General features: G+C 68.5%; 25 protein-coding genes. 17 read left to right on the top strand and 8 right to left on the bottom strand.

Annotated features, from left to right (window positions below):
* The first annotated feature begins 200 nt into the window (after positions 1-200).
* Genes bchF through hemA form a run of 14 tightly spaced genes read left to right on the top strand, consistent with a single transcriptional unit; the run spans position 201 to position 15,569 of the window.
* Positions 201-740, top strand: coding sequence for a 2-vinyl bacteriochlorophyllide hydratase (gene bchF / locus DPR14_RS08600; RefSeq protein WP_158044773.1), 540 nt, complete (start codon positions 201-203; stop codon positions 738-740).
* Positions 737-2,011, top strand: coding sequence for a ferredoxin:protochlorophyllide reductase (ATP-dependent) subunit N (locus DPR14_RS08595; protein ID WP_158044772.1), 1,275 nt, complete (start codon positions 737-739; stop codon positions 2,009-2,011). The genes bchF and DPR14_RS08595 overlap by 4 nt, the downstream gene beginning before the upstream one ends.
* Complete coding sequence (bchB, locus tag DPR14_RS08590) at positions 2,002-3,516, top strand: ferredoxin:protochlorophyllide reductase (ATP-dependent) subunit B (protein WP_158044771.1); 1,515 nt, start codon at positions 2,002-2,004, stop codon at positions 3,514-3,516. The genes DPR14_RS08595 and bchB overlap by 10 nt, the downstream gene beginning before the upstream one ends.
* Positions 3,491-7,183 (top strand): magnesium chelatase subunit H, encoded by a 3,693-nt coding sequence (locus DPR14_RS08585; protein WP_158044770.1) that lies wholly within the window; start codon positions 3,491-3,493, stop codon positions 7,181-7,183. Before bchB ends, DPR14_RS08585 begins: the two co-directional genes overlap by 26 nt.
* Entirely contained in the window at positions 7,180-8,064 is an 885-nt protein-coding gene (bchL, locus tag DPR14_RS08580; protein ID WP_158044769.1) for a ferredoxin:protochlorophyllide reductase (ATP-dependent) iron-sulfur ATP-binding protein, read from the top strand. Before DPR14_RS08585 ends, bchL begins: the two co-directional genes overlap by 4 nt.
* Positions 8,064-8,756: a magnesium protoporphyrin IX methyltransferase gene (gene bchM, locus DPR14_RS08575; protein ID WP_158044768.1), complete on the top strand. Its 693-nt coding sequence runs from the start codon at positions 8,064-8,066 to the stop codon at positions 8,754-8,756. Before bchL ends, bchM begins: the two co-directional genes overlap by 1 nt.
* Entirely contained in the window at positions 8,746-10,173 is a 1,428-nt protein-coding gene (locus DPR14_RS08570) for a BCD family MFS transporter (RefSeq protein WP_158044767.1), read from the top strand. Before bchM ends, DPR14_RS08570 begins: the two co-directional genes overlap by 11 nt.
* A gap of 39 nt (positions 10,174-10,212) precedes the next feature.
* The gene (puhA, locus tag DPR14_RS08565; RefSeq protein WP_158044766.1) at positions 10,213-10,998 is read left to right on the top strand and encodes a photosynthetic reaction center subunit H; all 786 of its coding nucleotides are present in this window, start codon (positions 10,213-10,215) and stop codon (positions 10,996-10,998) included.
* Complete coding sequence (gene puhB / locus DPR14_RS08560; RefSeq protein WP_158044765.1) at positions 10,995-11,684, top strand: photosynthetic complex putative assembly protein PuhB; 690 nt, start codon at positions 10,995-10,997, stop codon at positions 11,682-11,684. Before puhA ends, puhB begins: the two co-directional genes overlap by 4 nt.
* On the top strand, positions 11,681-12,154 hold the full coding sequence (puhC, locus tag DPR14_RS08555; protein WP_158044764.1) for a photosynthetic complex assembly protein PuhC: 474 nt from the start codon (positions 11,681-11,683) through the stop codon (positions 12,152-12,154). Before puhB ends, puhC begins: the two co-directional genes overlap by 4 nt.
* The gene (locus tag DPR14_RS08550; protein ID WP_246149047.1) at positions 12,151-12,453 is read left to right on the top strand and encodes a hypothetical protein; all 303 of its coding nucleotides are present in this window, start codon (positions 12,151-12,153) and stop codon (positions 12,451-12,453) included. The genes puhC and DPR14_RS08550 overlap by 4 nt, the downstream gene beginning before the upstream one ends.
* Positions 12,450-13,514: a magnesium-protoporphyrin IX monomethyl ester (oxidative) cyclase gene (gene acsF, locus DPR14_RS08545; RefSeq protein ID WP_158044763.1), complete on the top strand. Its 1,065-nt coding sequence runs from the start codon at positions 12,450-12,452 to the stop codon at positions 13,512-13,514. Before DPR14_RS08550 ends, acsF begins: the two co-directional genes overlap by 4 nt.
* A gap of 16 nt (positions 13,515-13,530) precedes the next feature.
* The gene (gene puhE, locus DPR14_RS08540; protein WP_158044762.1) at positions 13,531-14,349 is read left to right on the top strand and encodes a putative photosynthetic complex assembly protein PuhE; all 819 of its coding nucleotides are present in this window, start codon (positions 13,531-13,533) and stop codon (positions 14,347-14,349) included.
* Positions 14,346-15,569, top strand: coding sequence for a 5-aminolevulinate synthase (gene hemA, locus DPR14_RS08535; protein WP_281352699.1), 1,224 nt, complete (start codon positions 14,346-14,348; stop codon positions 15,567-15,569). Before puhE ends, hemA begins: the two co-directional genes overlap by 4 nt.
* Positions 15,570-15,633: 64 nt before the next feature.
* Here the strand turns inward: hemA and DPR14_RS08530 are convergent, their stop codons facing one another.
* A complete protein-coding gene (locus DPR14_RS08530) occupies positions 15,634-16,104 on the bottom strand; it encodes a GxxExxY protein (RefSeq protein WP_246149044.1) in 471 nt (156 codons plus the stop codon).
* A gap of 65 nt (positions 16,105-16,169) precedes the next feature.
* Between DPR14_RS08530 and DPR14_RS08525 the strand changes: the two genes are divergently transcribed.
* The 3 genes from DPR14_RS08525 (at position 16,170) to DPR14_RS08515 (ending at position 18,978) form a co-directional block, all read left to right on the top strand.
* Positions 16,170-18,248: a prolyl oligopeptidase family serine peptidase gene (locus DPR14_RS08525; RefSeq protein ID WP_158044761.1), complete on the top strand. Its 2,079-nt coding sequence runs from the start codon at positions 16,170-16,172 to the stop codon at positions 18,246-18,248.
* An 86-nt stretch (positions 18,249-18,334) separates the two neighbouring features.
* Positions 18,335-18,589, top strand: coding sequence for a type II toxin-antitoxin system VapB family antitoxin (locus DPR14_RS08520; protein WP_158044760.1), 255 nt, complete (start codon positions 18,335-18,337; stop codon positions 18,587-18,589).
* A complete protein-coding gene (locus DPR14_RS08515; protein WP_158044759.1) occupies positions 18,589-18,978 on the top strand; it encodes a type II toxin-antitoxin system VapC family toxin in 390 nt (129 codons plus the stop codon). Before DPR14_RS08520 ends, DPR14_RS08515 begins: the two co-directional genes overlap by 1 nt.
* 102 nt (positions 18,979-19,080) lie before the next feature.
* Here DPR14_RS08515 and pufC read toward each other — a convergent pair whose 3' ends face one another.
* The 7 genes from pufC to bchY form a co-directional block, all read right to left on the bottom strand.
* Positions 19,081-20,244 carry a photosynthetic reaction center cytochrome PufC gene (gene pufC / locus DPR14_RS08510; protein ID WP_158044758.1) on the bottom strand — a complete coding sequence of 388 codons (1,164 nt, stop codon included), beginning with the start codon at positions 20,242-20,244 and terminating at the stop codon, positions 19,081-19,083.
* A complete protein-coding gene (pufM, locus tag DPR14_RS08505) occupies positions 20,244-21,218 on the bottom strand; it encodes a photosynthetic reaction center subunit M (RefSeq protein ID WP_158044757.1) in 975 nt (324 codons plus the stop codon). Before pufM ends, pufC begins: the two co-directional genes overlap by 1 nt.
* 10 nt (positions 21,219-21,228) lie before the next feature.
* Positions 21,229-22,053 carry a photosynthetic reaction center subunit L gene (gene pufL / locus DPR14_RS08500; RefSeq protein ID WP_158044756.1) on the bottom strand — a complete coding sequence of 275 codons (825 nt, stop codon included), beginning with the start codon at positions 22,051-22,053 and terminating at the stop codon, positions 21,229-21,231.
* 112 nt (positions 22,054-22,165) lie between these two features.
* Positions 22,166-22,357 (bottom strand): light-harvesting antenna LH1, alpha subunit, encoded by a 192-nt coding sequence (gene pufA, locus DPR14_RS08495; protein WP_158044755.1) that lies wholly within the window; start codon positions 22,355-22,357, stop codon positions 22,166-22,168.
* 9 nt (positions 22,358-22,366) lie between these two features.
* Complete coding sequence (gene pufB / locus DPR14_RS08490; protein ID WP_158048055.1) at positions 22,367-22,630, bottom strand: light-harvesting antenna LH1, beta subunit; 264 nt, start codon at positions 22,628-22,630, stop codon at positions 22,367-22,369.
* 15 nt (positions 22,631-22,645) lie between these two features.
* Complete coding sequence (bchZ, locus tag DPR14_RS08485) at positions 22,646-24,211, bottom strand: chlorophyllide a reductase subunit Z (protein WP_158044754.1); 1,566 nt, start codon at positions 24,209-24,211, stop codon at positions 22,646-22,648.
* Positions 24,205-25,584, bottom strand: a complete 1,380-nt coding sequence (gene bchY, locus DPR14_RS08480; RefSeq protein WP_158044753.1) for a chlorophyllide a reductase subunit Y — start codon at positions 25,582-25,584, stop codon at positions 24,205-24,207. The genes bchZ and bchY overlap by 7 nt, the downstream gene beginning before the upstream one ends.
* Between the last annotated feature and the right edge of the window lies 1 nt (position 25,585).

Raw genomic sequence — 25,585 nt, 5'->3', positions numbered from 1 at the left:
TCCTCGATATAGGCGACATGTTGACAGGTCGCCTCCCTGGCCAAGCCGCTGGTCGCATATGTCAACTATGATTGACGTATATCTATGTTGACGCTGTCAACGATTAGAGTTAGCGTTTCAATCCAAGCAAGGGAGCAGGTCGAGGGCGGGCGAAAACCCGCTCCAGGCGTCAGCCGGCCGGTCCCAATGGGAGAAACGCCATGCACCACCCCGGGCACCATCCTGGGCCTGCCTCTCAAACCCGGCACGGTCGGGGGCAGCCTCTCTACACCGCCGAAGAACGGCTGAAACGGGACGCGTCCCCCTGGACCCTGGTCCAAGGCATCCTGGCTCCGGTGCAGTTCGTGGTCTTCCTGGTCAGCCTGGCCCTGGTGCTTCGCTATCTCTCCACCGGCGAGGGCGAGGGGGCGGCTTCCGCCTCCATCGTCGTCAAGACGCTGACGCTCTACGCGATCATGATCACCGGCTCGATCTGGGAACGGGAAGTGTTCGGGCGCTACCTGTTCGCACCGGCCTTCTACTGGGAGGACGTGTTCAGCATCCTGGTGCTGGCGCTCCACACCGCCTACCTCGCGGCCCTTGTGACCGGGGCTCTCGACGTCCGCGGACAGATGTTCCTGGCGCTGGCCGCCTATGCGACATACGTGATCAACGCTGGCCAGTTCCTGCTGAAGCTCCGCGCCGCCCGGCGCGACGAGGCGGCGGGCGCCGGGCTCGGGCATGCGGGAGCCGCCTCGTGACGGCGGCCGTGGCCGACTCCGTCCCGGTGCTGCGCGAACGCGGACAGCGGGAAGTGTTCTGCGGGCTGACCGGGATCGTCTGGCTGCACCGCAAGATCCAGGACGCCTTCTTCCTGGTGGTCGGGTCCCGGACCTGCGCGCACCTGATCCAGTCCGCCGCCGGGGTGATGATCTTCGCCGAGCCGCGGTTCGCGACCGCCATCATCGAGGAGCGCGACCTCGCCGGCCTGGCCGACATGAACACGGAGCTGGACCAGGTGGTGGGGCAGCTCCTGGCGCGTCGGCCCGACATCCGGCTGCTGTTCCTGGTCGGGTCCTGCCCGTCGGAAGTGATCAAGCTGGACCTCGGCCGGGCGGCGGCCCGCCTGTCGCTCCTGCATCGGCCGGCGGTCCGGATCCTGAGCTACTCCGGCAGCGGGATCGAGACGACCTTCACCCAGGGCGAGGACGCCTGCCTGGCGGCCCTCGTCCCCGAGCTTCCCCGGGACGACGGACGGTCGCTGCTGGTGGTGGGCGCGCTGGCCGAGGTCGTCGAGGACCAGTTCAAGCGGATCTTCGAGGATCTGGGGATCGGTCCGGTCCGCTTCCTGCCGCCCCGCCGGGCCGAGGACCTGCCGCCGGTCGGTCAGGGCACCTCGTTCCTTCTGGCACAGCCTTTTCTCGGAGAAACCGCGCGGACCCTGGAGGAGCGCGGTGCGACCAGGCTCGAAGCGCCCTTCCCGCTCGGTGCGGAGGGCACCACGGGGTGGCTCGCCGCGGCCGCCGCCGCGTGGCAGGTCGAGCCCAGCCGTTTCCGGGACGTCATCTCCCCCTGCCGCGAAAGATCGCGGAACGCGCTTGCCCGCTATCGTGCCGAACTGGCGGGCAAGCGCGTTTTCTTTTTTCCCGACAGCCAGCTCGAAGTGCCGCTCGCCCGCTTCCTCGCGACCGAGCTGGGCATGGAGCTGGTCGAGGTCGGCACCCCCTATCTGCACCGCCGCCACCTGGCGGAGGAACTGGCGCTGCTGCCCCCCGGCACCATGCTGAGCGAGGGCCAGCATGTGGAACGCCAGCTCGACCGCTGCCGGGTGGCCAGGCCGGACATCACCGTCTGCGGCCTCGGCCTCGCCAACCCGCTGGAAGCGGAGGGGCTGACCACGAAGTGGTCGATCGAACTGGTCTTCACCCCGATCCACGGTTACGAGCAGGCCGCCGACCTGGCCGGACTGTTCGCCCGGCCGCTGCGCCGCAGGGCCGCCCTCGCAGCCGGAGGAGTCGCGGCATGCAACTGACGCTCTGGACCTACGAGGCGCCGCCCCATGTGGGCGCGATGCGGATCGCCACCGCGATGGAGGGCGTCCACTACGTGCTCCACGCGCCGCAGGGCGACACCTATGCCGACCTGCTGTTCACCATGATCGAGCGGCAGGCCAAGCGCCCGCCGGTGACCTACACGACATTCCAGGCGCGCGACCTGGGCGGCGACACCGCCGAGCTGTTCAAGACGGCGGTCGCCGACGCCTACGAGCGGTTCCGGCCGCAGGCGCTGATCGTCGGCGCCTCCTGCACGGCCGAGCTGATCCAGGACGATCCGGGCGGCCTCGCCCGTGCGCTGGACCTGCCGGTGCCGGTGGTCCCGCTGGAACTGCCGGCCTACCAGAAGAAGGAGAACTGGGGTGCCGCGGAGACCTTCTACCGGCTGGTCCGGGCGCTGGCCGATCCGGCGTGCCCCCGCCACGCCGGAGGGCGTCCGCGCTGCAACCTGCTGGGGCCGGCGGCGCTGGGTTTCCGGCACCGCGACGACGTCACCGAGATTGCCGCCCTGCTCGACCGGATCGGCGTCGAGGTCGGGGTGGTGGCGCCGTTGGGCGCCTCCCCGGCCGACCTGGCGCGGCTGGGCGAGGCGGACTTCAACGTCGTCCTGTATCCCGAGATCGCGTCCACCGCCGCCCGGTGGCTTCAGAAGACCTTCGGCCAGCCGATCGTGGCGACGGTGCCGATCGGCGTCGGCGCCACCCGCGACTTCATCGCCGAAGTGGCGCGGGTGGCCGGCATCGAGGTCCCGGCGGACGTGGCCGCGGGAGCGTCGCGGCTGCCCTGGTACTCGCACTCGGTGGACAGCACCTACCTGACCGGCAAGCGGGTCTTCGTCTTCGGCGACGCGACCCACGTGGTGGCGGCCGCCCGGATCGCCCGCGACGAGCTGGGCTTCACCGTCGCCGGGCTCGGTACCTACAGCCGCGAGTTCGCCCGCGAGGTGCGCGAGGCGGCGGAGCGGTACGGCGTCGAGGCGCTGGTGACCGACGACTACCTGGAGGTCGAGGCCAGGGTTTCGGAGCTTCAACCCGACCTGGTGCTGGGCACCCAGATGGAGCGGCATATCGCCAAGCGGCTGGGCATCCCCTGCGCCGTGATCTCCGCCCCCGTCCATGTCCAGGACTTCCCGGCCCGCCACTCCCCCCAGATGGGGTTCGAGGGCGCCAACGTGATCTTCGACACCTGGGTCCATCCCCTGATGATGGGCCTGGAGGAGCATCTGCTGACGATGTTCCGCGAGGACTTCGAGTTCCATGGCGAGGCGGCTCCGTCGCATCTCGGCACCGCCGCGACGCCGGAGCCGGAGCCCGCCCCGCAAACCTCCGGCTGGGCTCCCGACGCCGAGCGGGAGCTTCGAAAGGTGCCGTTCTTCGTCCGCGGCAAGGCCCGCCGCAACACCGAACGCTTCGCCCGCGAGCAGGGCATAGCGCTCATCACCGTCGAGACGCTGTACCATGCCAAAGCCCATTTCAGCTCCTGATACCGTTCCAGTCCGCATCGTGATCGTCACGCTGGACAACCACCTGGCGGGAGCGACCGAGCGAGCGCGGCGGAACGTGGCGCGGGAAGTCCCCGGCCTGGAGGTCACCCTGCACGCCGCGGCGGAATGGGGCACCGATCCGGGATCGGTCGAGCGGTGCCGGGCGGACATCGCCGAAGCCGACATCGTGATCGCCAACATGCTGTTCATGGAGGACCATATCCAGGCGGTCCTCCCCGCCCTTCAGGCCCGCCGCGACCAGTGCGACGCCATGGTGGTCTGCATGTCGGCGGGAGAGGTGATCCGGCTGACCCGGATCGGCCGCTTCACCATGACCGGCAACGAGCGCGGCCCGCTGGCCTTCCTGAAGCGCCTGCGCGGCGCCAAGAAGGAGGGCGGCAGCTCGGGCGCCAAGCAGATGGCGATGCTCCGGCGGATCCCGAAGATCCTGCGGTTCATCCCCGGCGCCGCGCAGGACGTGCGGGCCTATTTCCTGACGCTGCAGTACTGGCTGTGCGGGTCGGACGAGAACGTGGCTCAGATGCTGCGCTTCCTGGTGGACCGCTACGCCGACGGCGAACGCCGGCACCTGCGCGGCACGCTGAAGGCGGCCCCGCCGGTCGAGTATCCGGACGTCGGCGTCTATCACCCCGCCATGAGGCCGCAGATGGCTGACAGCGTCGCCAAGCTGCCCGCCTCGGCCGCCGACTGCCGGGGCACCGTCGGGCTGCTGGTGATGCGCTCCTACCTGCTGCCGGGCAACACCGCCCACTATGACGGCGTGATCGCGGCCCTGGAATCGCGGGGGCTGCGGGTCATCCCGGCCTTCGCCAGCGGGCTCGACGCCCGGCCGGCGGTCGAGCAGTTCTTCCTGAAGGACGGCAAGCCGGTGGTCGACGCGGTCGTGTCGATGACCGGGTTCTCGCTGGTCGGCGGTCCCGCCTACAACGACGCCAAGGCGGCGGAGGTCATGCTGGCGGGGCTGGACGTGCCCTATGTCGCGGCCCACGCGGTGGAGTTCCAGACCCTGGAGCAGTGGGAGACGTCGGACCGGGGGCTGATGCCGGTCGAGGCGACGATGATGGTCGCGATCCCGGAACTGGACGGCGGCACCGGCGCCATGCTGTTCGGCGGGCGGTCGGCCTCCGCGCCGCTGGAGAAGGCGCGCGACATGCAGGTCCACGCCGAGCGCGCCGCGGCGCTTGCGGCCCGGGTCGAGCGGCTGGTGACCCTGCGCCGGACGCCGGCGGCCGAGCGCCGCGTCGCGGTGGTGCTGTTCAACTTCCCGCCCAATGCCGGGGCGGTCGGCACCGCGGCCTATCTCGGCGTCTTCGAATCCCTGCACAACACGCTGAAGGGGCTGGCCGGGGCCGGCTACACGGTCGAGGTACCGGAGACGGTCGACGCCCTGCGGGACCGGATCATCCTGGGCAACGCGGCGCGGTTCGGCGCCGACGCCAACGTGCTGGCGCGCATCCCCGTGGACGACCATGTCAGGCGGGAACGGTGGCTGGGCGAGATCGAGGCCCAGTGGGGACCGGCGCCCGGGCGGCAGCAGACCGACGGCGCCAGCCTGATGGTGCTGGGCGAGCGGTTCGGCAACGTGCTGGTCGGGTTGCAGCCGGGCTTCGGCTACGAGGGCGACCCGATGCGGCTCCTGTTCGAGAAGGGCTTCGCGCCGACCCACGCCTTCTCCGCCTTCTACCGCTATCTGCGGGAGGATTTCGCGGCCAATGCGGTGCTGCATTTCGGAACCCACGGCGCGCTGGAGTTCATGCCGGGCAAGCAGACGGCGCTGTCCGCAGGGTGCTGGCCGGACCGGTTGCTCGGCGAACTGCCGAACTTCTACCTGTACGCCGCCAACAACCCGTCGGAAGGCACGATCGCCAAGCGCAGGGCGGCGGCGACCCTGATCAGCTACCTGACGCCGCCGATCGCCCAGGCCGGCCTCTATCGCGGGCTGCTGGAGCTGAAATCCTCGATCGAGAGCTGGCGGGCGCTGACGCCGGAGATCCAGGCCGACCGGGGGCACCTGGCCGGCGTGATCCAGGCGCAGGCCGCCGCCGTCGACCTGGCCCAGGCTGAACCGGCCTGGACCGATCCGGAGCGGGAAATCGCGGCGCTGACCCACGCGATCCTGGAGATGGAATACACCCTGATCCCCTACGGCCTCCACGTGGTGGGCGAGCCGCCGTCGGCTTCCGAGCGGGTGGACCTGCTGCTCGCCATGGCGGAATCGGCCCACGGGGCCAGCCCGGCCCGCGCCGACATCGAGGCGCTGGTGGCGGGACGGGCGCCGGAGGAGATCACGGCGGACCAGACCGCGCTGGCGCTGTACCGCGAGCTGGCGGCGAGCGACCTTCTGATGTCCGAGGACCACGAGCTCGCCTCGATCCTGCACGCGCTGGACGGCGGGTTCATCCGTCCGACGCCGGGCGGCGACCTGCTGCGGACCCCGGCGATCCTGCCGACCGGCCGCAACATCCACGGCTTCGATCCCTACCGCATCCCCAGCGCCTTCGCGGTGGCGGACGGTGCCCGGCAGGCGGGCCGCCTGCTGGACCGCCACCAGGCGGAGGGCAACGGCTTCCCGGAAACCATCGCCTTCGTGCTGTGGGGAACGGACAACCTGAAGAGCGAGGGCGGGCCGATCGCCCAGGTGCTGGCGCTGATCGGGGCACGGCCCCGGTTCGACAGCTACGGAAGGCTGTGCGGTGCCGAGCTGATCCCGCTGGAGGAGCTGGGCCGGCCCCGGGTGGACGTGGTGCTGACCCTGTCCGGCATCTTCCGCGACCTGCTGCCCCTGCAGATCAAGCTGCTCGCCGAGGCGGCGTTCCTGGCGGCCGGCGCCGACGAGCCGCTGGACCTCAACTTCGTGCGGAAGCACACCCTGGAGCACCAGCGCACCCACGGCTGCGACTTCGAAACGGCGGCGCTCCGGGTCTTCAGCAATGCCGACGGCACCTACGGCTCCAACCTGAACCACATGGTGGACAGCGGCTGCTGGACCGAGGAGGACGAGCTGGCCGAGGCGTTCACCCGGCGGAAATGCTTCGCCTACGGGCGGTCGGGAATTCCTGTCAAACAGGCGGAGCTGATGAAGACGCTGCTGGCGGGGGTCGATCTCGCCTACCAGAACCTGGAATCGGTCGAGCTGGGCGTCACCACGATCGACCACTACTTCGACAACCTCGGCGGCATCAGCCGGGCGGTCGGGCGGGCCACCGGGACGACCGTCCCGGTCTATATCGGCGACCAGACCCGCGGCGAAGGCACCGTCCGGACCCTGTCCGAACAGGTGGCGCTGGAGGTCAGGACCCGCGTGCTGAACCCCAAATGGTACGAGGGCATGCTGAAGCACGGCTTCGAGGGCGTGCGCCAGATCGAAGCCCACGTGACCAACACCCTGGGCTGGTCGGCGACGACGGGACAGGTGGCGCCGTGGGTCTACCAGCAGCTCACCCAGACCTACCTGCTCGACGAGGACATGCGGGAGCGGCTGGCGGAACTTAACCCGAAGGCGTCGGCGCGGGTCGCCAACCGCCTGATCGAGGCGCACGAGCGGCGTTATTGGTCGCCGGACGAAACCATGCTGGCGGCCCTGCGGCAGGCCGGCGAGACCCTGGAAGACCGGCTCGAAGGCATCAGCGAAAAGGCAGCGGCATGACCACCACTCTTTTAAGACGCCCGGATGGCGAAGGCAGCGTGCAGGTCAAGCTGGACCCGAGCGTCAGGATCGAAGGCGCGAAAGTCTTCGCCGTGTACGGCAAGGGCGGCATCGGCAAGAGCACGACCTCGTCCAACCTGTCCGTCGCTTTCTCCAAGCTGGGCAAGCGGGTGCTCCAGATCGGCTGCGATCCCAAGCACGACAGCACCTTCACGCTGACCAAGCGGCTGGTCCCGACGGTGATCGACATCCTGGAGACGGTGAACTTCCATTCGGAGGAGCTTCGGCCCGAGGATTTCGTGTTCGAGGGCTACAACGGCGTGATGTGCGTCGAGGCCGGCGGGCCGCCGGCGGGAACCGGCTGCGGCGGCTACGTGGTCGGCCAGACGGTCAAGCTCCTGAAGGAGCATCACCTGCTCGACGACACCGACGTGGTGATCTTCGACGTGCTGGGCGACGTGGTGTGCGGCGGCTTCGCGGCCCCGCTCCAGCATGCCGACCGGGCGCTGATCGTCACCGCCAACGACTTCGACAGCATCTTCGCGATGAACCGCATCGTGGCGGCGATCCACGCCAAGGCGCGCAACTACGATGTCAGGCTGGGCGGCGTGATCGCCAACCGGAGCGCCGGGACCGACCAGATCGACCGCTTCAACAACGTCGTCGGGCTGGAGACCCTGGCCCGCTTCCCGGACCTGGACGCGATCCGGCGCAGCCGCCTGAAGAAGGCCACCCTGTTCGAAATGGAGCCGTCGCCCGAGCTGGAGGCGGTCCAGGCGGAATATCTGCGGCTGGCGGCCACGCTGTGGGCCGGGACCGAGCCGCTGGCGCCGAAGCCCATGAAGGACCGGGACATCTTCGATCTGCTGGGGTTCGACTGATGCACAGCGTCTCCTACATCGAACGCCGCGACCGGCTGGAAACCTATTTCGACCGCACCGCCGTGGAGGCATGGTCCCGCCTGACCTCCGACGCGCCGGTAGGGCGCATCCGGGCGACTGTGCGGAAGGGCCGCGACGGCATGCGGACCGCGCTGCTGGGCTGGCTGCCGGAGGACCTGACGGGGTGCCGGCTGCTGGATGCCGGCTGCGGCACCGGCATGCTGGCGCTGGAGGCGGCCCGGCGGGGCGCCGAGGTGGTCGCGATCGACCTGTCGCCGACGCTGGTCGGGCTGGCGCGCGAGCGGATGCCGGCTGGGCTGCACGTGGACTTCCGGGTCGGCGACATGCTCGACCCCGGCCTCGGCCGGTTCGACCATGTGGTGGCGATGGACTCCCTGATCCACTACCGGGCGCCCGACATGGCGCGCGCCGTGAAGGCGCTGGCCGAGCGGACGCGGGCGTCGGTGCTGTTCACCTTCGCCCCGCGCACCCCGGCGCTGGCGGCGATGCATGCGGTGGGGAAGCTGTTTCCACGGGGAAACAGGGCGCCGGCGATCGAGCCGGTGCGCGAAGCGGGGCTGCGGCGCCTGCTGGCGTCCGAGGTGGGCCGCTGGCGGCCGTCGCGGACCGAGCGGGTGGCGTGCGGGTTCTACACCTCCCAGGCGCTGGAGTTGGTGCCCCATGATCATTAAGCGCCAACACCGCGTCTGGACGTTCCTGGGGCCGCGCTTCCTGCCGTTCGCGGACGCCGCGACGCCGGAACTGCCGCTGGGGCGGCTGCTGCGGCTGGCGCTGTTCCAGGTGTCGGTGGGCATGGCGATCGTGCTGCTGAACGGCACGCTGAACCGGGTCATGGTGGTGGAGCTGGGCGTCGCGACCTGGCTGGTCGCGGTCATGGTGGCACTGCCCCTGGTCTTCGCGCCGTTGCGGGCGCTGGTGGGATTCCGGTCGGACAATCACCGGTCGGTGCTGGGATGGCGGCGGGTGCCCTACATCTGGTTCGGCACGCTGATCCAGTTCGGCGGCTTCGCGATCATGCCGTTCGCCCTGATCATCCTGTCGGGCGACAGCACCACCCCGACCTATGCCGGCCATGCCGGGGCGGCGCTGGCTTTCCTGATGGTCGGGGCGGGGCTGCACACGACCCAGACCGCCGGGCTGGCGCTGGCGACCGATCTCGCGACGCCGGCCACCCGGCCGCGCGTGGTGGCGCTGCTCTACGTGATGCTGCTGCTCGGGATGGTCGTCAGCGCCCTGGTGTTCGGCTGGCTGCTGGCGGATTTCTCGCAGCTCCGCCTGATCCAGGTGATCCAGGGCGCCGCCGTCATGACCATGGTCCTGAACCTGATCGCGCTCTGGAAGCAGGAGCCGCGCAACCCGGCTGCGACCGCGCCGGACCGCCCCCGTCCCGGTTTCGCCGAGTCCTGGCGTACCTTCCGGCAGGCGGGCCGCGCCGGCCGCGTGCTGGTGGCGGTCGGGCTGGGGACGGCGGCGTTCAGCATGCAGGACATCCTGCTGGAACCCTATGGCGGCCAGATCCTGAACCTGAGCGTCGGCGAGACCACCGCGCTGACCGCGCTGCTGGCGGGCGGCACGCTGGGCGGCTTCGCCCTCGCGGCCCGGCGGCTGAACCGGGGAGCCGATCCCTATCGGCTGGCGGCGCTGGGCGTGCTGGTCGGGCTCGCCGCCTTCTCCTGCATCATCTTCTCCGCCCCGCTGGATTCGGCCCTGCTGGTCCGCATCGGCGCCGTTCTGATCGGCTTCGGCAGCGGGTTGTTCGTGGTCGGCACGCTGACCGCCGCCATGGCGCTGGCCCGCGAGGGCGAGAGCGGGCTGGCGCTCGGCGCCTGGGGAGCGGTCCAGGCCACCGCGGCCGGCGTCGCGATCGCGGCGGGCGGCGGCATCCGCGACTTGGTGTCGAGCCTGGGCGCCCAGGGGCTGCTGGGACCCGCGCTGACCGACCCGTCCGTCGGCTACGGCGCCGTCTACTACCTTGAGATCATCCTGCTGTTCGCCACCCTGGCCGCGATCGGACCGCTGGTCCGGACCAATGCTCCGGCCAGACCCCAACCACCCACCGCGTTCGGCCTTGCCGAATTCCCTGGTTAACTTGTCCCGGTCAACAACTTAAACGTGCGGAGGTCACCGATGGAAACAGGAGCCATCACGAGCTACATCGACGTGGCCCAGGTCGTCCTGTACGCGTTCTGGATCTTCTTCGCCGGCCTGATCTACTACCTGCACCAGGAGGACAAGCGGGAAGGCTACCCGCTGGTGTCCGACCGGTCGGATCGGTCGCCCCGCGTGAAGGTCCAGGGCTACCCGCCGATCCCGGCCCCCAAGATCTTCCTGATGCGCGACGGCTCGACCTATTCGGCGCCGCCGGGCAACCCGGACGAGCGGGAAATCGCCGCCCTTCCGTCGGGCCTGTGGCCCGGAGCGCCGCTGGTGCCGACCGGCAACCCGATGCTCGACGGCGTCGGACCGGCGGCCTGGGCGATGCGCGAGGACAAGCCGGAGCTGACGGCCGAGGACGAGAACCGCATCGTCCCATTGCGGGTGGCCCCGGACTTCTTCATCCCGACCCGCGATCCCAACCCGATCGGCATGGAGGTGATCGCGGCCGACGGCTATGTGGCCGGCGATGTCCGAGAGGCCTGGGTGGACCGGTCGGAGCCGGCGATCCATTACCTCGAGGTCGAGATTCCCTCGCCGACCGGGCAAAGGATCGTGCTGCTGCCCATGCGCTTCGTCCGGATCGATACCTGGAACCGCAAGGTCAAGGTCAAGTCGATCCTGTCCCACCAGTTCGCCGACGTGCCCGCGATCAAGAACCCGAACCAGATCACCAAGCTGGAGGAGGACAAGATCACGGCCTACTACGCCAGCGGGCATCTCTACGCCACGCCGCAGCGCCAGGAGCCGCTGATATGAGGACGGAATACGACACCGAGCCGGTGCCGGGCCTGCCCGAACCGCTGCCGGCCGGGGAGAGGATGCTGTGGCAGGGCCGGCCGGACTGGAAGTCGCTGGCCCGCCGGGGGCTCCATGTCAACAAGCTGGCTGGATATTTCGGCGTGCTGCTGGTCTGGCGCGGCGTGGTCCAGGTTCATGACGGCGTGGCTCCCCTGGATGCCGTCCTGTCCACGCTGGGCTTCGTGCCTTGGGCAGGCTGCGCGCTGGGGCTGGTGCTTCTGTTCGCCTGGGGATCGGCGCGTTCGACGATGTACACCGTGACCGACAAGCGGATCGTGATGCGGTTCGGCATAGCGCTGCCGATGGCGCTGAACATCCCGTTCCGGCTGGTCGGCTCCGCCGGGCTGAAGGTTCACGCCGACGGCAGCGGCGACATCCCGCTGGCGCTGACCGAGGGCAGTCGGATCGCCTGGCTCCTGCTGTGGCCGCACGCCCGCCCATGGCGGGTGAGCCGTCCCGAACCGATGCTGCGCGCGATCCCCGAAGCATCCCGCGTCGCCGGCATCCTGGCCGACGCGCTGAGCGCGGCCACCGCGGGCGTCCCCGCCGCCAACGCCGCGGCCGCCCTTCCGGCCCCCATTCCGACCGTCGCCCGCCGTCGCAAGGCGCAGCGGGTCGGCGCGCTGGGGAGTGCATCCACATGAGATCCCGGGGCATGGACACCGGAACGGTCGATGCCGTCTTCCCGCGCGGGGCGCTGATCGGGGCCGCGGCCCTGCTCGCCTTCACCGTGTCGGCGGCGACCGTGGCGCGGGTGAGCGGGCTGGGAACCGTGCAGATGCCGGAGGCGGCCCTGGTCGAGAGCCGGCAGCTCCGGTTCGAGGACAGGACGGATGGCTCCATCGCCATCACCGATGTCCGGACCGGGCGGATCGCCGGCGTGGTGGAGCCGGGCACCAACGGCTTCGTGCGCGGCGCGCTGCGCGGGCTTGCCCGGGAACGCAAGCGCCAGGGCGTCGGGATCGAACCGCCCTTCGTGCTGACCCGCTGGGCCGACGGGCGCCTGTCCCTGGACGATCCCGCGACCGGCAGGGTGATCAACCTGGAAGCCTTCGGCCCGACCAACGCCGAGGCTTTCGCCAACATGATGAACGCCGGAGGAAACGGGCCATGATGGCAGCCTGGAGCAGCGGGGACCGCACCATCGAAGTGCCCTGCACCGTCGATATCGAGATCACGCCCGACAGCGTCCACGCCTATGTGGATCTGGACGGGATCGAGGTGGGTCCGGGCGACGAGGTGATCGTGCACGACGCGCCGGCCGGGGTCCCGTTCGGCACACAGCATTTCTACTACCGCCGGGCCACCGTGGTGCGCGCCGGCCCGATGGAACGCCTGCGGGCCCGGCTCGCGGGATATCTCGAACTGACCGAACTCTATGAAGTCGGATTTTCCGAAGGCAGGACGCAATGATCCCCATGGAAGGCGGTGGCGCCCCCAATACCAGCACGCGCATGGCCCAGGAAGACACGATGCTGAGCCCGCGCTTCTACACGACCGACTATGAGGCGATGGACAAGCTGGACGTCGACGCCGTCCGCGCCGAGTGGGACACGGTCATGGCCGAGTTGCGCCGCGACGACAACAAGAAGCACTTCACTCGGACGCCGGAATTCACCAACAACCTCGACGAGATGCCGGAAGGGCTGCGGAAGGAATTCGTCGATTTCCTGGTCAGTTCGCTGACGGCGGAGTTCTCGGGCTGCGTGCTCTACGCCGAGACCAAGAAGCGGGTGAAGAACCCCGACATCCAGGAACTGTTCGCCTTCATGGCCCGGGACGAGTCCCGGCACGCCGGGTTCATCAACGACACGCTGAAGGACTTCGGCATCGGCGTGGACATGAGCTTCCTGACCAAGGCCAAGAAATACACCTACTTCAAGCCGAAGTTCATCTTCTACGCCACGTACCTGTCGGAGAAGATCGGCTATGCCCGATACATCACGATCTATCGCCAGCTGGAGCGCAACCCGGACCGGCGGTTCCACCCGATCTTCAAATTCTTCGAGAAGTGGTGCAACGACGAGTTCCGCCACGGCGAGGCTTTCGCGCTGCTGATGCGGGCCAACCCGTCGCTGCTGAGCGGCGGCAACAAACTGTGGATCAAGTTCTTCCTGCTGGCGGTCTTCGCGACGATGTTCGTCCGGGACCACATGCGGCCGGAGTTCCACAAGGCGCTGGGGCTCGATCCGAGCGAGTATGATTTCACGGTGTTCCGGATCACGACGGAGATTTCCAAGCAGGTCTTCCCGCTAACCCTGGACATCGACAATCCGAAGTTCCGCGCGGGATTGGAGCGGCTGATCGAGATCTCGAACGCCCGCGCCGCGGCGGCGCGGCAGGGAGGCGTCGGCGGCAAGCTGAAGCGGGCGGCGCTGGGACTGGCGGGAGCGGCGACCTTCGCACGGCTCTACATGCTGCCGGCCCGGTCCAATACGCTGCCGCAGGACATCCATCTGGCCCCGGCCTGGTAGAGCGGAGACATCGCCCGTGTCCGAACATGCGCTTCCGGTGCTCTACACGCTGTTCCTGTGGTGGTTCAGCACGGGGCTGATCGTCTATCTCGACGGCCTGGCTCCCCGAACCTTCCGCTGGAGCCTGACGGGCGCCGGGGCGCTGGCGGTGCTGGCGCTGTACGGGCTGGCGGCGGGCCGGTCGGACGCGAGCGTTTCCGGCGCTTTCATCGCCTTCACCTGCGCGCTGGCGGTCTGGGGCTGGAACGAGATCAGCTTCCTGATGGGGCTGGTCACGGGACCGCGCCGGATCGCGAGTCCGCCGGGGGCGACCGGCTGGCGGCACCTGCGGAACGCCATCGCCGTGGTGGCTTACCATGAAGTCTCCATCGCGGCGTCGGCGGCCCTGATCGCGGCCCTGACCTGGGGCGGAGAGAACCAGGTCGGGCTGTGGACCTTCCTGCTGCTATGGGTCCTGCGGCTGAGCGCCAAGGTCAATGTCTTCCTCGGCGTACCGAACCTGGGCCAGGAGTTCCTGCCCGACCATCTGAAGTATCTGGCGACCTATTTCCGCAAGCGCCCGATGAACGTCTTCTTCCCGGTGTCGGTGACGGGTTCCACCGTCGCCATGCTGCTGCTGATCCAGGCGGCGGGCGCTCCGGACGCCGACGCCTTCACCGCGGCGGGTTTCACCTTCCTCGCGACCCTGATGGCGCTGGCGCTGCTGGAGCACTGGCTGCTGGTGCTGCCCCTGCCCGCGGCGGCGCTGTGGTCCTGGTACCTGTCGGCCCGCGAGAGCGGCGTCACGCTGCCAGCAGCGATCTCGACACAGATTTCGACAAACCGGAGGCAATGATGAGTTTCGAATTCGAAGGCTATTTCCGCGATCAGCTCGACGGCCTCCGTGACGAGGGACGCTACCGTATCTTCGCCGAGCTGGAGCGGCGGGCCGGCGAGTTTCCAAAGGCGGCGCATTACGTCGACGGCGAGCGGGCCGGAACGGTGACGATCTGGTGCTCCAACGACTATCTCGGCATGGGCCAGCATCCGTCCGTCCTGGCGGCGATGCACGAGGCGATCGACCGCTGCGGGGCGGGTGCCGGCGGGACCCGCAACATCTCGGGCACCACCCACTACCACGTGCTTCTGGAGCGCGAACTGGCCGACCTTCACGGGAAGGAGGCGGCGCTGCTGTTCACCTCGGGCTACGTCTCCAACTGGGCGGCGCTGGGCACGCTGGCGTCGCGCATCCCCGGCTGCGTCGTGCTGTCGGACGCCGGCAACCACGCTTCGATGATCGAGGGCATCCGTCATAGCCGCGCCGAGCGGCACATCTTCGCCCACAACGATCCGGACGACCTGGACCGCAGGCTGTCGGCCCTGGACCCCGGCGTGCCGAAGCTGGTGGCGTTCGAATCCGTCTACTCCATGGACGGCGACATCGCCCCGATCGCCGAGCTGTGCGACGTGGCCGACGCCCACGGCGCCATGACCTACCTGGACGAGGTCCACGCGGTCGGGCTGTACGGCCCGCGCGGCGGCGGCATCGCGGAGCGGGAAGGCATCGCGCACCGGCTGACGGTGATCGAGGGGACCCTGGGCAAGGCATTCGGCGTGGTCGGCGGCTATATCACCGCGTCGGCCCCGCTGTGCGACTTCGTCCGGAGCTTCTCGTCGGGCTTCATCTTCACGACGTCCCTGCCCCCGGCGGTGACGGCGGGAGCGCTCGCCAGCATCCGGCACCTGAAGGCCAGCGCCGCGGAGCGCCGGCGCCACCAGGACCGCGTCGCGACCGTGCGCCGGAAGCTGGACGCCGCCGGAATCCCGATGCTGGACAACCCGAGCCACATCGTGCCGGTGATGGTGCGCGACCCCGTCCTGTGCAAGCTGATCAGCGACATGCTGCTGGACCGGTACGGCATCTACGTCCAGCCGATCAACTACCCGACCGTGGCGCGCGGCACGGAGCGCCTCCGCATCACCCCCTCGCCGCTGCACACCGACGCCGACATCGACCACCTGGTCAACGCGCTGTCCGCGATCTGGGCGGAGATCGGGCTTCGGCAGGCGGCGTGAGCGGATGGTTTGGCGACGCTCAGGATCACGGATGAACACGGATATCCACGGATGGACACGGATTCTACAGAAGCAGACGCTTGAACTCGAGTCTTGGTTTCCCAAAGTTGAATAGGAGACCTACCTGGAGATTGCTGGCCTTTAAATAGTTCAATATTTGTGATGTGTGGGACTGGGTCAGTGCATCGACGGCTTTCATTTCGACGATCACGATGTTCTCGACGACCAGATCGGCGATGTAGAATCCGACCCTCTTTTCACGATAGTGAACGGGAAAAGATTGCTCCTTCGCGACCGACAAGCCGCGGAATTCCAGTTCGACGGCAAGGGCGTTCCTGTAGACGGCTTCAAGGAAGCCGTGCCCCAGATTGTTTGATACGTCAAAAGCCCCGCCGATGATCTGTTCAGTCAGCCCGCTCGCGGCTGCATCGAGTTTTCCCACCATCCGTGCCCATCCGTGCCTATCCCGTTCATCCGTGATCCTTAAACCTTCGCGCATCAGTAGATAAAGCATATTTGCCTTAATGCTTGACACTTGCACTCGCTCCCGTCCTGCCGGATGCTCTCGACCTCCGACGAACCGATGCGAGAGTTACCGCCATGGCTGTTCCCGATCCGCGCCCGACCCTCGACGCGCCCGACGACGATCCGTACCTGTGGCTCGAAGAGGTCGACGGCCCCCGCGCGGTCGAGTGGGTGGAAGCACGGAACGCCGAGATCCTGGAGCGGTTCGGCGACGCGGCGTTCGAGCGGGACCGCGACGCGCTGGCGGCGATCCTGGACCGGCCGGACAATATCCCGTTCGTCGCGCGGCGCGGCGACAGGCTGTTCAATTTCTGGAAGGATGCCGCGAACCCGCGCGGGCTCTGGCGGACCACCAGCTTGGAGAGCTACCGCACCGAAAAGCCCGAGTGGGACGTGCTGCTCGACCTCGACGAACTGTCGGAAGCCGAGGGCGAGGACTGGGTGTGGGGCGCGCCGGTCACCCTGCCCGGCAGCCATGACCTGGCGATCCTCAGCCTGTCGCGGGGCGGCGGCGATGCCACGGTGCTGCGGGAGTTCGACCTGGCGACCCGGAGCTTCGTGCCCGGAGGGTTCCGCCTGGACGAGGCCAAGAGCGGGGCCGCGTGGCTCGACCGGGACACGCTGCTGATCTTCTCCTCCCTGGGCGACGGTATGGCGACCCGCTCCGGCTACGGCAGGACGGTGCGGCTGTGGCGGCGCGGCACAGATCCTCTCGCGGCGCCGGTGATCTTCGAGACGACCGAGGATCGCATGAGCGTCTGGGGCGACGTCGAACGCGACGCGGGGACGGAAACGCTCTGGTTCACCGAGCAGGTCGATTTCTTCAACGCGACGCAGTGGATGGGCGACCGTGGCGGTGCGAGGACGCGGCTCGAGCTGCCGACCGACGCCTGGACCCAGTGGCATCGCGGATGGCTGATGGTCAAGCCGCGGGTTCCCTGGGAGGTCGGCGGCGCCACGCATGAGGCGGACAGCGTGCTTGCGATCCGGCTCAGTGAATTCCTTGACGGAAGCCGGCAGTTCGCGACCCTGTTCAAGCCGGAACCGCGACGCTCGCTCCAGGGATACTTCATGCCCGCCGGTCGGCTGGTTCTGTCGATCCTGGACGACCTGCGCCCGGTGTTCGAAGTGTGGACGCCCCCTGCCCCGCCCATCTCGGACGCATGGACCCACACGCGGATAACAGGATTGCCCGACATGGGAGTCGCCAGCGTCTGGCCGCTGGACGTGGAGGAGGATGAATCCAACGGCGACCTGCTCGCCAACGCCCAGGACCCGCTGACGCCGCAGTCCCTCTATCTCATCCGGCCGGACAAGGCGCCGGAACTGCTGAAGCGGGCGCCGCGCGCGTTCGACCCGGCGGGACTGGCGGTGACCCGCCACGAGGCGGCGTCCAGCGACGGCACCCCGATCCCCTATTTCCAGGTCGGCCCGGTCGACAGCAGCGGACAGGCGCCGGTCCACCTCTACGGGTATGGCGGGTTCGCCATCTCGATGCTGCCGTCCTACAATTCCGCCATCGGCAAGCTGTGGCTGGAGCGCGGGGGAACCAGCGTCATCGCCTGCATCCGGGGCGGCGGGGAGTTCGGCACCGCCTGGCACGAGGCCGGCCGGCGCGAAGGCAAGCGGCTGTCCCACGACGATTTCGCGGCGGTCGCGCAAGACCTGGTACGGCGCGGCGTCACCCGGCCTGACCGCATCGCGGCCGAGGGCGGCTCGAACGGCGGCATCCTGATCACCAACATGCTGACTCGCTATCCGGAGCGGTTCGGCGCCTTGTTCTGCACGATCCCGCTGATCGACATGCGGCGCTATTCGAAGCTGCTGGCGGGGGCGAGCTGGATGGCCGAGTACGGCGACCCCGACGATCCGTCGGACTGGGCGTTCCTCGGCCCCCTGTCGGCCTACCATACCGCCGAGCCGGGCAAGCCCTATCCGCCGATCCTGATCGCGACCAGCCGCCGCGACGACCGCGTCCATCCCGGCCACGCCCGCAAGATGGCGGCGAAGCTGCTGGCCATGGGCTACGACGCCCATTTCTACGAACCGGCCGCCGGCGGCCATGGCTACGGCAAGGACAACTCGGAGCGCGCATCCTTCACGGCGTTGGGCTACCGCTTCCTGCGCGACGCGATCGGCTGGGGCGCGGAGTGATCGGAGGGCGACGGCGCTAGCCCGTTGCCTTCTCCACGAACCCGCTCTATCTTTAAAGGCAGAAAAAATATGCCTGGGTTTCCGCAATGCCGCTGAACATCAAGGATCCGAGTACGGAAAAGATCGTTCGCGAACTCGCCGCGGTTACGGGCGAAGCTGTGACTACAGCAGTTCGCAAAGCGGCCGAGGAGCGGCTTCAACGTGTTCGAAACGACAGGTTCGGCAGGCGACTGGCGGATGAATTGATGGAGATCGGCGCACGCTGCAGCGCTCTGCCGGACCTCGACGCTAGAAGTGCCGACGAGATCCTTGGCTATGATGAACACGGATTGCCACGCTGATGGTCATCGACACCTCGGCTATCCTGGCCGTCCTGTTGGGAGAGCCCGAAGCCGCCCGGATATCGGAGGAAATCGGACTTGGAACGCCCAGACTGCTGTCCGCGGCGAATCTCCTGGAAGCTTCGATGGTCATCGAGACCCGCAAAGGCGAGGCGGCGGGACGTGAACTGGATCTCTTCCTCTACCGCGCCCGGATAGAAATCGTGCCTGTCGATCAGGAACAGGCTGAGATTGCACGCATAGCGTGGCGCAAATATGGGAAAGGTCGTCATCCCGCCGGATTGAATTACGGCGATTGTTTCGCGTACGCGCTAGCCAAGACCCGGAATGCACCTTTGCTTTTCAAGGGGAACGACTTTTCAAAGACGGATATCGGCCAAATAAACTGATCGTGGAATCGGGTATAGCCAAGCAATACCCGATTCCACGATCAATTTGATCCGTTGATAAGAACGGAGGCCCGAACCTGGTTCGAGCCTCCGTAACGGCGTTCACTGCGCCGGCTGGCCGGAGGGCGGAGGCTGGCCCTCGGCGCCCGGCACCTGGGCCGGTCCCGGTTCGGGGACCTCCGCCGGGGCGGGTTCCACCGGCACGCCGGTGACGCCGCCGGCCACCTTGAGTTCCGGGTAGTCCTTGAGCATGCTGACGCCGAAGAAGGGCTTGTAGACGCCGGCATGGCAGGTCGTGCAGTTCACCTTCAGCGGATCGCCCAGCGGCCCGAGGCGATGGCTGGGGAAGACGCCCTGCAGGGGTTCGATGTATTCGGAGTTGATATCCCGGACCATCTGGATGCCGTGCCAGGCGGTCGCCCGCGTCGGCGAGCTCTGCTCCCAGTCGCGGAAGGAACGGCTGTTGTGGCAGTAGGTGCAGTTGACGCCCAGCGACTGCGACATGTGCATCATCAGGCTGTAGGTCCATTCGGTCTCCTTGATCGAATGGCGGTTGCCCGACGGCAAGGCCGTGTCGGAATTGACCCGGATGCTGGCGTCCGTGCCGCCGCCGGTCAGGTACGGCGTGAAGGGGTCGAACGGCAACGACGACAAGCCGGCGGCGAGAGCCACGGTGTTCTGCCCGCCGGGATTCCCCAGCACGCCCGGCGTATGGCGCGGGCCGGGGTCGTTGTACCAGACGGCCGAGGGCACCGGCTGGCCGCGGTGGCAGGTGTAGCAGGTGACGCCGGTCTGGGCGACGTGGGGTTCCCAATTGACGTTGATGTCGCGCGTCATCTGGAGCATGCGGCGGGCGACCACCTTGGTGTAGAGGCTGTCGGACGACAGGTCCTCGCCCTCGGCGTGGCAGTAGGCGCAGCCCTGCTCGGGGGAGACCCATTCGGTGATCGCGCTCATCACCCGGATGAACTGGGCGTCGGTCAGGTCGCCGAGCACCTGGACGTTCTGGTAGATCTCCCGGGCGGGTTCGCTGTCGGGATCGGCGGGTTCCAGCGGCTCCGGCACCTGGTTGGCCGCGAGTTGCGCCTGGACCGTGTCGGGATGGAAGTTCTGCACGATGCCGACGCCGCGGAAACCCTGCTGGACCGAGACGACCGGCGGATACTCGATGGTGAACAGCATTCCGGCGCCGAACACAGCGACCGCGACGAGGCCGATGCGCAGGATCAGGTCCCAGAACGCTTCCCTGTCGGTGAGCTTGTTCATCACTGCCCCCCGATCGCGAGCGCGGGATCGACGACCACCGGGAAGACCTGCGGATATGCGGGAGCCAGCCCGTGCTTGACGCCCCACAGGTACCAGTTGTCGACCACGGTGCCGGTCAGCAGGATGCCGATGCCGCCGGTCAGCGGGCACAGCACCGCGAACCACCAGGCCCAGCGATGGATCGATTCGGCCGTGGCGTTGAACCCCATGGTCCAGCGCCAGAACAGCGCGCCGCGCTCGAACGCGGTGCCGCGGTCGGTGATTTGCTCGACCTCCCGCTCGCCGCCGAACCGGCTGATCGCCAGCACGGTGGCGCCGTGCATCGCGAACAGAAGCGTCGAGCCGTAGAGGAAGACGATCGAGAGCATGTGGAACGGGTTGTAGAACAGGTTGCCGTAGCGGATCGAGAAAGCCGCCGTCCAGTCCAGGTGGGGAAAGATCCCGAACGGTACCGCCTCTCCCCAGCTTCCCATCAGCACGGGGCGGATCAGCCCGAGCACCAGGTACAGCCAGATCGCAGCCGCGAAGGCCCAGGACACGTGGGTTCCCATGCCCAGCGCCCGCGCCCTGCGGTATGTCCTGAACCACCACAGCAGGATCGAGGTGGTCAGGAAGAAGCCGGTCATGATCCACCAGCCGCCCTGGGCCAGCGGCGGTATCCGCAGGCCGTAGCCCGGCGCCGGCGGCTCCAGCGCCAGCCAGGGCAGTTGCCGGACGAATTGCACCGGGTCCCAGTTGACCGAGGCCCACATGTTCAGCCCGATGATCTCGATCGCGATGATGCCGCACAGGATCGAGGCGAGCCCCGTCCAGCCGAGATAGACCGGGCCGACCTGCGCATCGCCGATGCGGCCGAGCAGGTGGACGAAGCGGGGTTTCCAGGTGCGGACCCAGGGTCCGCGGGTCAGCGGCACGCCCGCATAGGCCGGGCCGCGGACCTGCACCTGTGTGAAGATGTTCTGATATTCCGCCATCGCGGCCTCCTTAACGCCAGATCGGCAGGTCGAGCCACCAGCTCCACCATTCCGGCCAGCCACGGGTCCAGAAGGGTCCGCTGATTATGATGCACACGGCGCTCCAGAACCCGGCGCTGAGCGCCAGGAACAGTCCCAGCCGGTGGATGCCCAGCGTCCCGATCGACCAGCCGATGGTGTCGCGGAAGAAGGTGTTCTCGTGCTCGGCCGTCTTGACGCGGTCGCCCTTGGGAGGGTTGGCCGCGGCGAGCACCAGGGAGCCGTGGAGCGACAGCGCGAAGGTGGTCGTGAAGAAGAAGGTCACGGCCAGCATGTGCGCCGGGTTGTAGTGGAAATGCAGGTACTGGTAGCCCACGTTCGACACCCAGTCCAAATGGCTCAGGATGCCGTAGGGGAAGCCGTGCCCCCAGGCGCCCAGCAGGACGGGGCGGATCACGACGAGCGAGATGTAGGCGAAGATCGCGACGCCGAAGGCGACCGGCACATGGAGGCCCATGCCCAGCTTGCGCGCGATCTCGGCCTGGCGCAGCGCCCACGAGACGAAGGCGCCGATGGCGCAGACCGTGATGATCTGCCATAACCCGCCTTCGCGCAGCGGTGCCGCTCCCAGCCCGTATTTCAGGTCCGGCGGCGCTATGTTGATCTGCCAGACGTTCCAGGTCGGCCCGATGGCCGCTCCGTACAGGATCAGGCCCGTGCCGAGGATCGAAAAGAAGATCGTCGTGACACCGAAGAAGCCGACATAGAACGGCCCGACCCAGAAGTCGAAAAGATCGCCTCCGATCAGCGTCCCGCCGCGGACGCGGTACTTTTTCTCGAAATTCAGCATGGACATGGTCGGATCCCCAATCAGGCGTTCCAGTCAGGAAACGCGAGCCCCACCCGCGGCGGGTGGGGCCGGGCGGCAGCCCGGTCCCACCCGCCGCTCCAGTCGACGGCCGAGGGCGTCAATTGGAACGTGGGAGGGGAGCCATCTGCTGGCCCACGGCGCCGGCGCGGGCGGCGCCGGGGCCGTCCAGCCAGTTGAACCGGTCAGTGCTGAGCAGGATGAAGTGGATCAGCAGGGCCAGGGCGAACAGGAACGTGAACAGGGCGATCAGCGTCCTGCGCGGATCGAAAAGCAACCATACGCGCCACATGTCGGTCTCCTATGCGACGAAGGTCTTGAAGGATTCGAACGCGACGGTGACGCCGTCGCGCAAGGTCCCGTCGATCAGGGACGAATAGCCCTGCTCTCCGGGCAGCCAGGGACGCCACAGCCAGACGAGGATGTGGGCCAGCACGGCCACGCCGACGAAGATGGCGAAGCTCTGCATGAAGATCTTGTGGAACTCCCTCGCCTCCGGGTCGCTCAACCCGGAAAGCGACACGTCGGGGGTCCCCCTCTCGCTCGGCGTGCGTCGATCACCCATCGTGGTGTCGGACATTTATCTACCTCCTGATGAAAGCCGTTCGGCCAGTTCTGCGCGAGGACCGCGCGGCGGTCGCCGGGCGCCTTGCGCGTCGGCGAATTCGGGTTCCCTCCGGGCGGAGGGAGAAATCGGCTGGACCATCTGCTCGTCCAGGGCAGCCTCGGCGACGCGGCCCGCCGTGACGCGGTCCTCGGCGCGCCGGCGGGCATGGCGTTCGGCGGCGTCGCGCAGGCGCTTGGCGGCGGAGATGCGGATCAGCACGGGCTGCGCCTCGACCAGGCGGTCCAGGTCGGCCTTGGCATCGTCGTCCCAGGGAAGCTCCGCTTCCAGCCTGGACGGCGTCGGCTCCACCCGGTCCATCTCGGTCGCCAGCGGCAGGATGTGGAAGAGTGCGTCGAACAGCGCGTTGCACACCTCCTGCACCAGCCAGGTGGCGCCGGCGTAGCCCATGAAGGGCGTGCCGGTGTGGCGGCGGATCACGGCGCCCGGGAACGAGGCGGGGATGTAGACCGCCCTGCCCCCGATCTCGCTGAGATACATGCGCTCGTTGTAGCTGCCGAACAGGATCAGCGGCGTGCGCGTCCTGATCATGTCGCGGACGGACTCGTTGTCGGTCTTGGCCCCGGCGCACCGGGACACCGCGAAGGTGCACGGCAGGCCCATCTCCTCCTCCAGGAAATGGCGGACGCCGCGGGCATAGGTCTCGTTGGCGACGATGGCGAAGCTGGCCGTGCCGAAGAAGTCCTGGGTGACCGAGCGCCAGAGGTCCCAGACCGGCTTGATCGTGGTCTGCTTCTCCCGCTCGATGAAGGGTTCGGGATCGATCTCCAGGATCTCGCCGAGCTTGCGCAGGAACCGGGTGGTCGAGTGCAGGCCGATCGGCGCCTGAAGGTAGGGCCGGTCCAGCGTCTCGCACAGCAGGCGGCCGAACTCGCGGTACAGGCAGACATTGGCGTCGGCCCGGGCCAGCTTGGGCACGTCGTCCAGGTGGCTGCCGAGCGGGAAGGTCAGGTTGATCTCGGCCCCGATGCCCTCGACCAGGCGGCGGACCTCGGCCAGGTCGGACCACATGTTGAAGGTGCCGTAGATCGGGCCGATGATGTTGACCCGGGGCTTCTCGCCCGGCTTGCGCGGCTTCGGCTTGGGCACGGCGCCGCGCTTCGGGCCGAACTCGGTCCACAGCCAGTTGAGCGCGCGGTCGGCGCTCTGCCACTGGTCCTCGTCGATGGTGCGGGGCAGGAAGCGCTGGATGCCGGTGCCCTCGGGCGTCACTCCGCCGCCGATCATCTCGGCGATCGAGCCGGTGACGACGACGCTGGGGCGCTTGGGGTCCAGCGTGCCGTGGGCCCGCTTCATGGCGCCCTCGGTGCCGTGGCGGCCCAGTTCCTCCTCCGCGAGACCGGTCACGACGATCGGCAGCTCGTGGGGCGGCAGGGCGTCGGTGTAATGCAGAACCGCCGTGACCGGCAGGTTCTCGCAGCCGACGGGGCCGTCGATGATCACCTGCAATCCCTTGATCGCGGTGAAGGCGTAGACGGCGCCCCAGTAGCCGCCGGCCCGGTCGTGGTCCAGGATCAGCATGCGGCCGGCTCCCCGAAGAATGCCCGCATCTCGTCGAAGCGCGCGGTGTTGGCGAGGGCGGCGTTGGTCACCTGGGCCAGGGCGCCGGCGCCCGCGACGCCCATCAGCGGGCGGGCCGAGATCAGGTTGGTGAAGTAGAGCGCCGGGATCGCCATCTCCTTGGCGCGCTGGACCACCGGCGTGGTGCCGATCGCCAGGTCGGGCCGGAATTCCTTGAGGGCGGCGAGGTCGTGCTCCAGCGAGGCGCGGTACTGGACCATCACGCCCTTGGCTTCCAGCCAGTCGCGGTCGGCCGCCGACCAGGGGGTGCGCGGACAGGCGGTCCCGACATAGCGGACGTCGGCGCCGCTCTCGACCAGCAGGCGGGCGACCAGAAGCTCGGAGCCCTCGTAGCCGGACAGCGTGATGCGGCCCTTGACGGGCGTGCGTTCGAAGGCGCCTCGGATCGGCGGAAGCACCTTGTCCTTGGCGGCGTCCAGCATGGCGCGGGGCACGGCGAAGGCCGATCCGACCGCTTCCAGCCAGGCGGCGGTGCCCTCGTATCCCACCGGGGCGGAGCCCAGGACCGTGCGGCCCGCGGCCTCGAACTCGCGGATCGACGCGGTGTAGAACGGGTGGATCGCCGCCGCCGCCGGGCAGTCCAGGGCGGCGTACAGCTCGCGCCACTCCCGCGTCGGCACGACGGGACCGGCGGCGAGGCCCATCGGCTCCAGCATCATGCCGATGCCGACCGGATCGGCCGGGAACATCTCGCCGAGCAGGGCAAGCGCCGGCCGTTCCGTCCTGCCGCTGCGCGGCGCCTGGACGGGCCCCTGCTCCGCTTCGCGGCGGGCGTAGGCCAGCATGGCGCCGGCCAGCACATCCTTGGCCTCGGCATGGGTCGGGACGCCGAAGCCCGGAACGTCGATGCCGATGATCCTGACGCCGTCGATTTCCTTCGGCAGCAGCCGCAGCGGCACGCCCGACGCGGTCGGGACGCACAGGTTGATGATCACGACGGCGTCGTAGAGATCGGGGTCGGCCAGCTTGAAAACGGCCTCGCGGATGTCCTCGAACAGCTTGCCGGTGACCAGCGTCTCGGAGTTGAACGGCACGTAGCCGACCGTCCTGCGGGCGCCGTAGAAGTGGGAGGTGAAGGTCAGGCCGTAGACGCAGCAGGCGGAACCGGACAGCACGGTGGCCGTCCTGCGCATCCGCAATCCCACGCGGAGCGAGCCGAAGGCCGGGCACATGCTCTGCGGCTGGTCATGCGGCCCCAGGGGATAATCGGCGGCATAGCGCTCGATGGTCTCGTTCATCCCGGCGGCGGCGGCGGCACGGCGGAGTTCCGCCTTGCCGCCGTGGCAGCCCGCCTCGATCGGAGCGGCGGTCATG

It is taken from the genome of Skermanella pratensis, from assembly GCF_008843145.1.
GTDB lineage: Bacteria > Pseudomonadota > Alphaproteobacteria > Azospirillales > Azospirillaceae > Skermanella > Skermanella pratensis.
Note: the sequence above shows the minus strand (reverse complement) of the source record. Positions and strands in the feature narration are given on the sequence as shown.

What these genes read in the sequence shown, in the direction of transcription:
- bchF (WP_158044773.1), top strand. Translation starts at nt 201, where the DNA reads ATGCACCACCCCGGGCACCATCCTGGGCCTGCCTCTCAAACCCGGCAC.
- bchB (WP_158044771.1), top strand. Translation starts at nt 2,002, where the DNA reads ATGCAACTGACGCTCTGGACCTACGAGGCGCCGCCCCATGTGGGCGCG.
- DPR14_RS08585 (WP_158044770.1), top strand. Translation starts at nt 3,491, where the DNA reads ATGCCAAAGCCCATTTCAGCTCCTGATACCGTTCCAGTCCGCATCGTG.
- bchL (WP_158044769.1), top strand. Translation starts at nt 7,180, where the DNA reads ATGACCACCACTCTTTTAAGACGCCCGGATGGCGAAGGCAGCGTGCAG.
- bchM (WP_158044768.1), top strand. Translation starts at nt 8,064, where the DNA reads ATGCACAGCGTCTCCTACATCGAACGCCGCGACCGGCTGGAAACCTAT.
- DPR14_RS08570 (WP_158044767.1), top strand. Translation starts at nt 8,746, where the DNA reads ATGATCATTAAGCGCCAACACCGCGTCTGGACGTTCCTGGGGCCGCGC.
- puhA (WP_158044766.1), top strand. Translation starts at nt 10,213, where the DNA reads ATGGAAACAGGAGCCATCACGAGCTACATCGACGTGGCCCAGGTCGTC.
- puhB (WP_158044765.1), top strand. Translation starts at nt 10,995, where the DNA reads ATGAGGACGGAATACGACACCGAGCCGGTGCCGGGCCTGCCCGAACCG.
- puhC (WP_158044764.1), top strand. Translation starts at nt 11,681, where the DNA reads ATGAGATCCCGGGGCATGGACACCGGAACGGTCGATGCCGTCTTCCCG.
- DPR14_RS08550 (WP_246149047.1), top strand. Translation starts at nt 12,151, where the DNA reads ATGATGGCAGCCTGGAGCAGCGGGGACCGCACCATCGAAGTGCCCTGC.
- acsF (WP_158044763.1), top strand. Translation starts at nt 12,450, where the DNA reads ATGATCCCCATGGAAGGCGGTGGCGCCCCCAATACCAGCACGCGCATG.
- hemA (WP_281352699.1), top strand. Translation starts at nt 14,346, where the DNA reads ATGATGAGTTTCGAATTCGAAGGCTATTTCCGCGATCAGCTCGACGGC.
- DPR14_RS08525 (WP_158044761.1), top strand. Translation starts at nt 16,170, where the DNA reads ATGGCTGTTCCCGATCCGCGCCCGACCCTCGACGCGCCCGACGACGAT.
- DPR14_RS08520 (WP_158044760.1), top strand. Translation starts at nt 18,335, where the DNA reads ATGCCGCTGAACATCAAGGATCCGAGTACGGAAAAGATCGTTCGCGAA.
- DPR14_RS08515 (WP_158044759.1), top strand. Translation starts at nt 18,589, where the DNA reads ATGGTCATCGACACCTCGGCTATCCTGGCCGTCCTGTTGGGAGAGCCC.
- pufC (WP_158044758.1), bottom strand. Translation starts at nt 20,244, where the DNA reads ATGAACAAGCTCACCGACAGGGAAGCGTTCTGGGACCTGATCCTGCGC.
- pufM (WP_158044757.1), bottom strand. Translation starts at nt 21,218, where the DNA reads ATGGCGGAATATCAGAACATCTTCACACAGGTGCAGGTCCGCGGCCCG.
- pufL (WP_158044756.1), bottom strand. Translation starts at nt 22,053, where the DNA reads ATGTCCATGCTGAATTTCGAGAAAAAGTACCGCGTCCGCGGCGGGACG.
- pufA (WP_158044755.1), bottom strand. Translation starts at nt 22,357, where the DNA reads ATGTGGCGCGTATGGTTGCTTTTCGATCCGCGCAGGACGCTGATCGCC.
- pufB (WP_158048055.1), bottom strand. Translation starts at nt 22,630, where the DNA reads ATGGGTGATCGACGCACGCCGAGCGAGAGGGGGACCCCCGACGTGTCG.
- bchZ (WP_158044754.1), bottom strand. Translation starts at nt 24,211, where the DNA reads ATGCTGATCCTGGACCACGACCGGGCCGGCGGCTACTGGGGCGCCGTC.
- bchY (WP_158044753.1), bottom strand. Translation starts at nt 25,584, where the DNA reads ATGACCGCCGCTCCGATCGAGGCGGGCTGCCACGGCGGCAAGGCGGAA.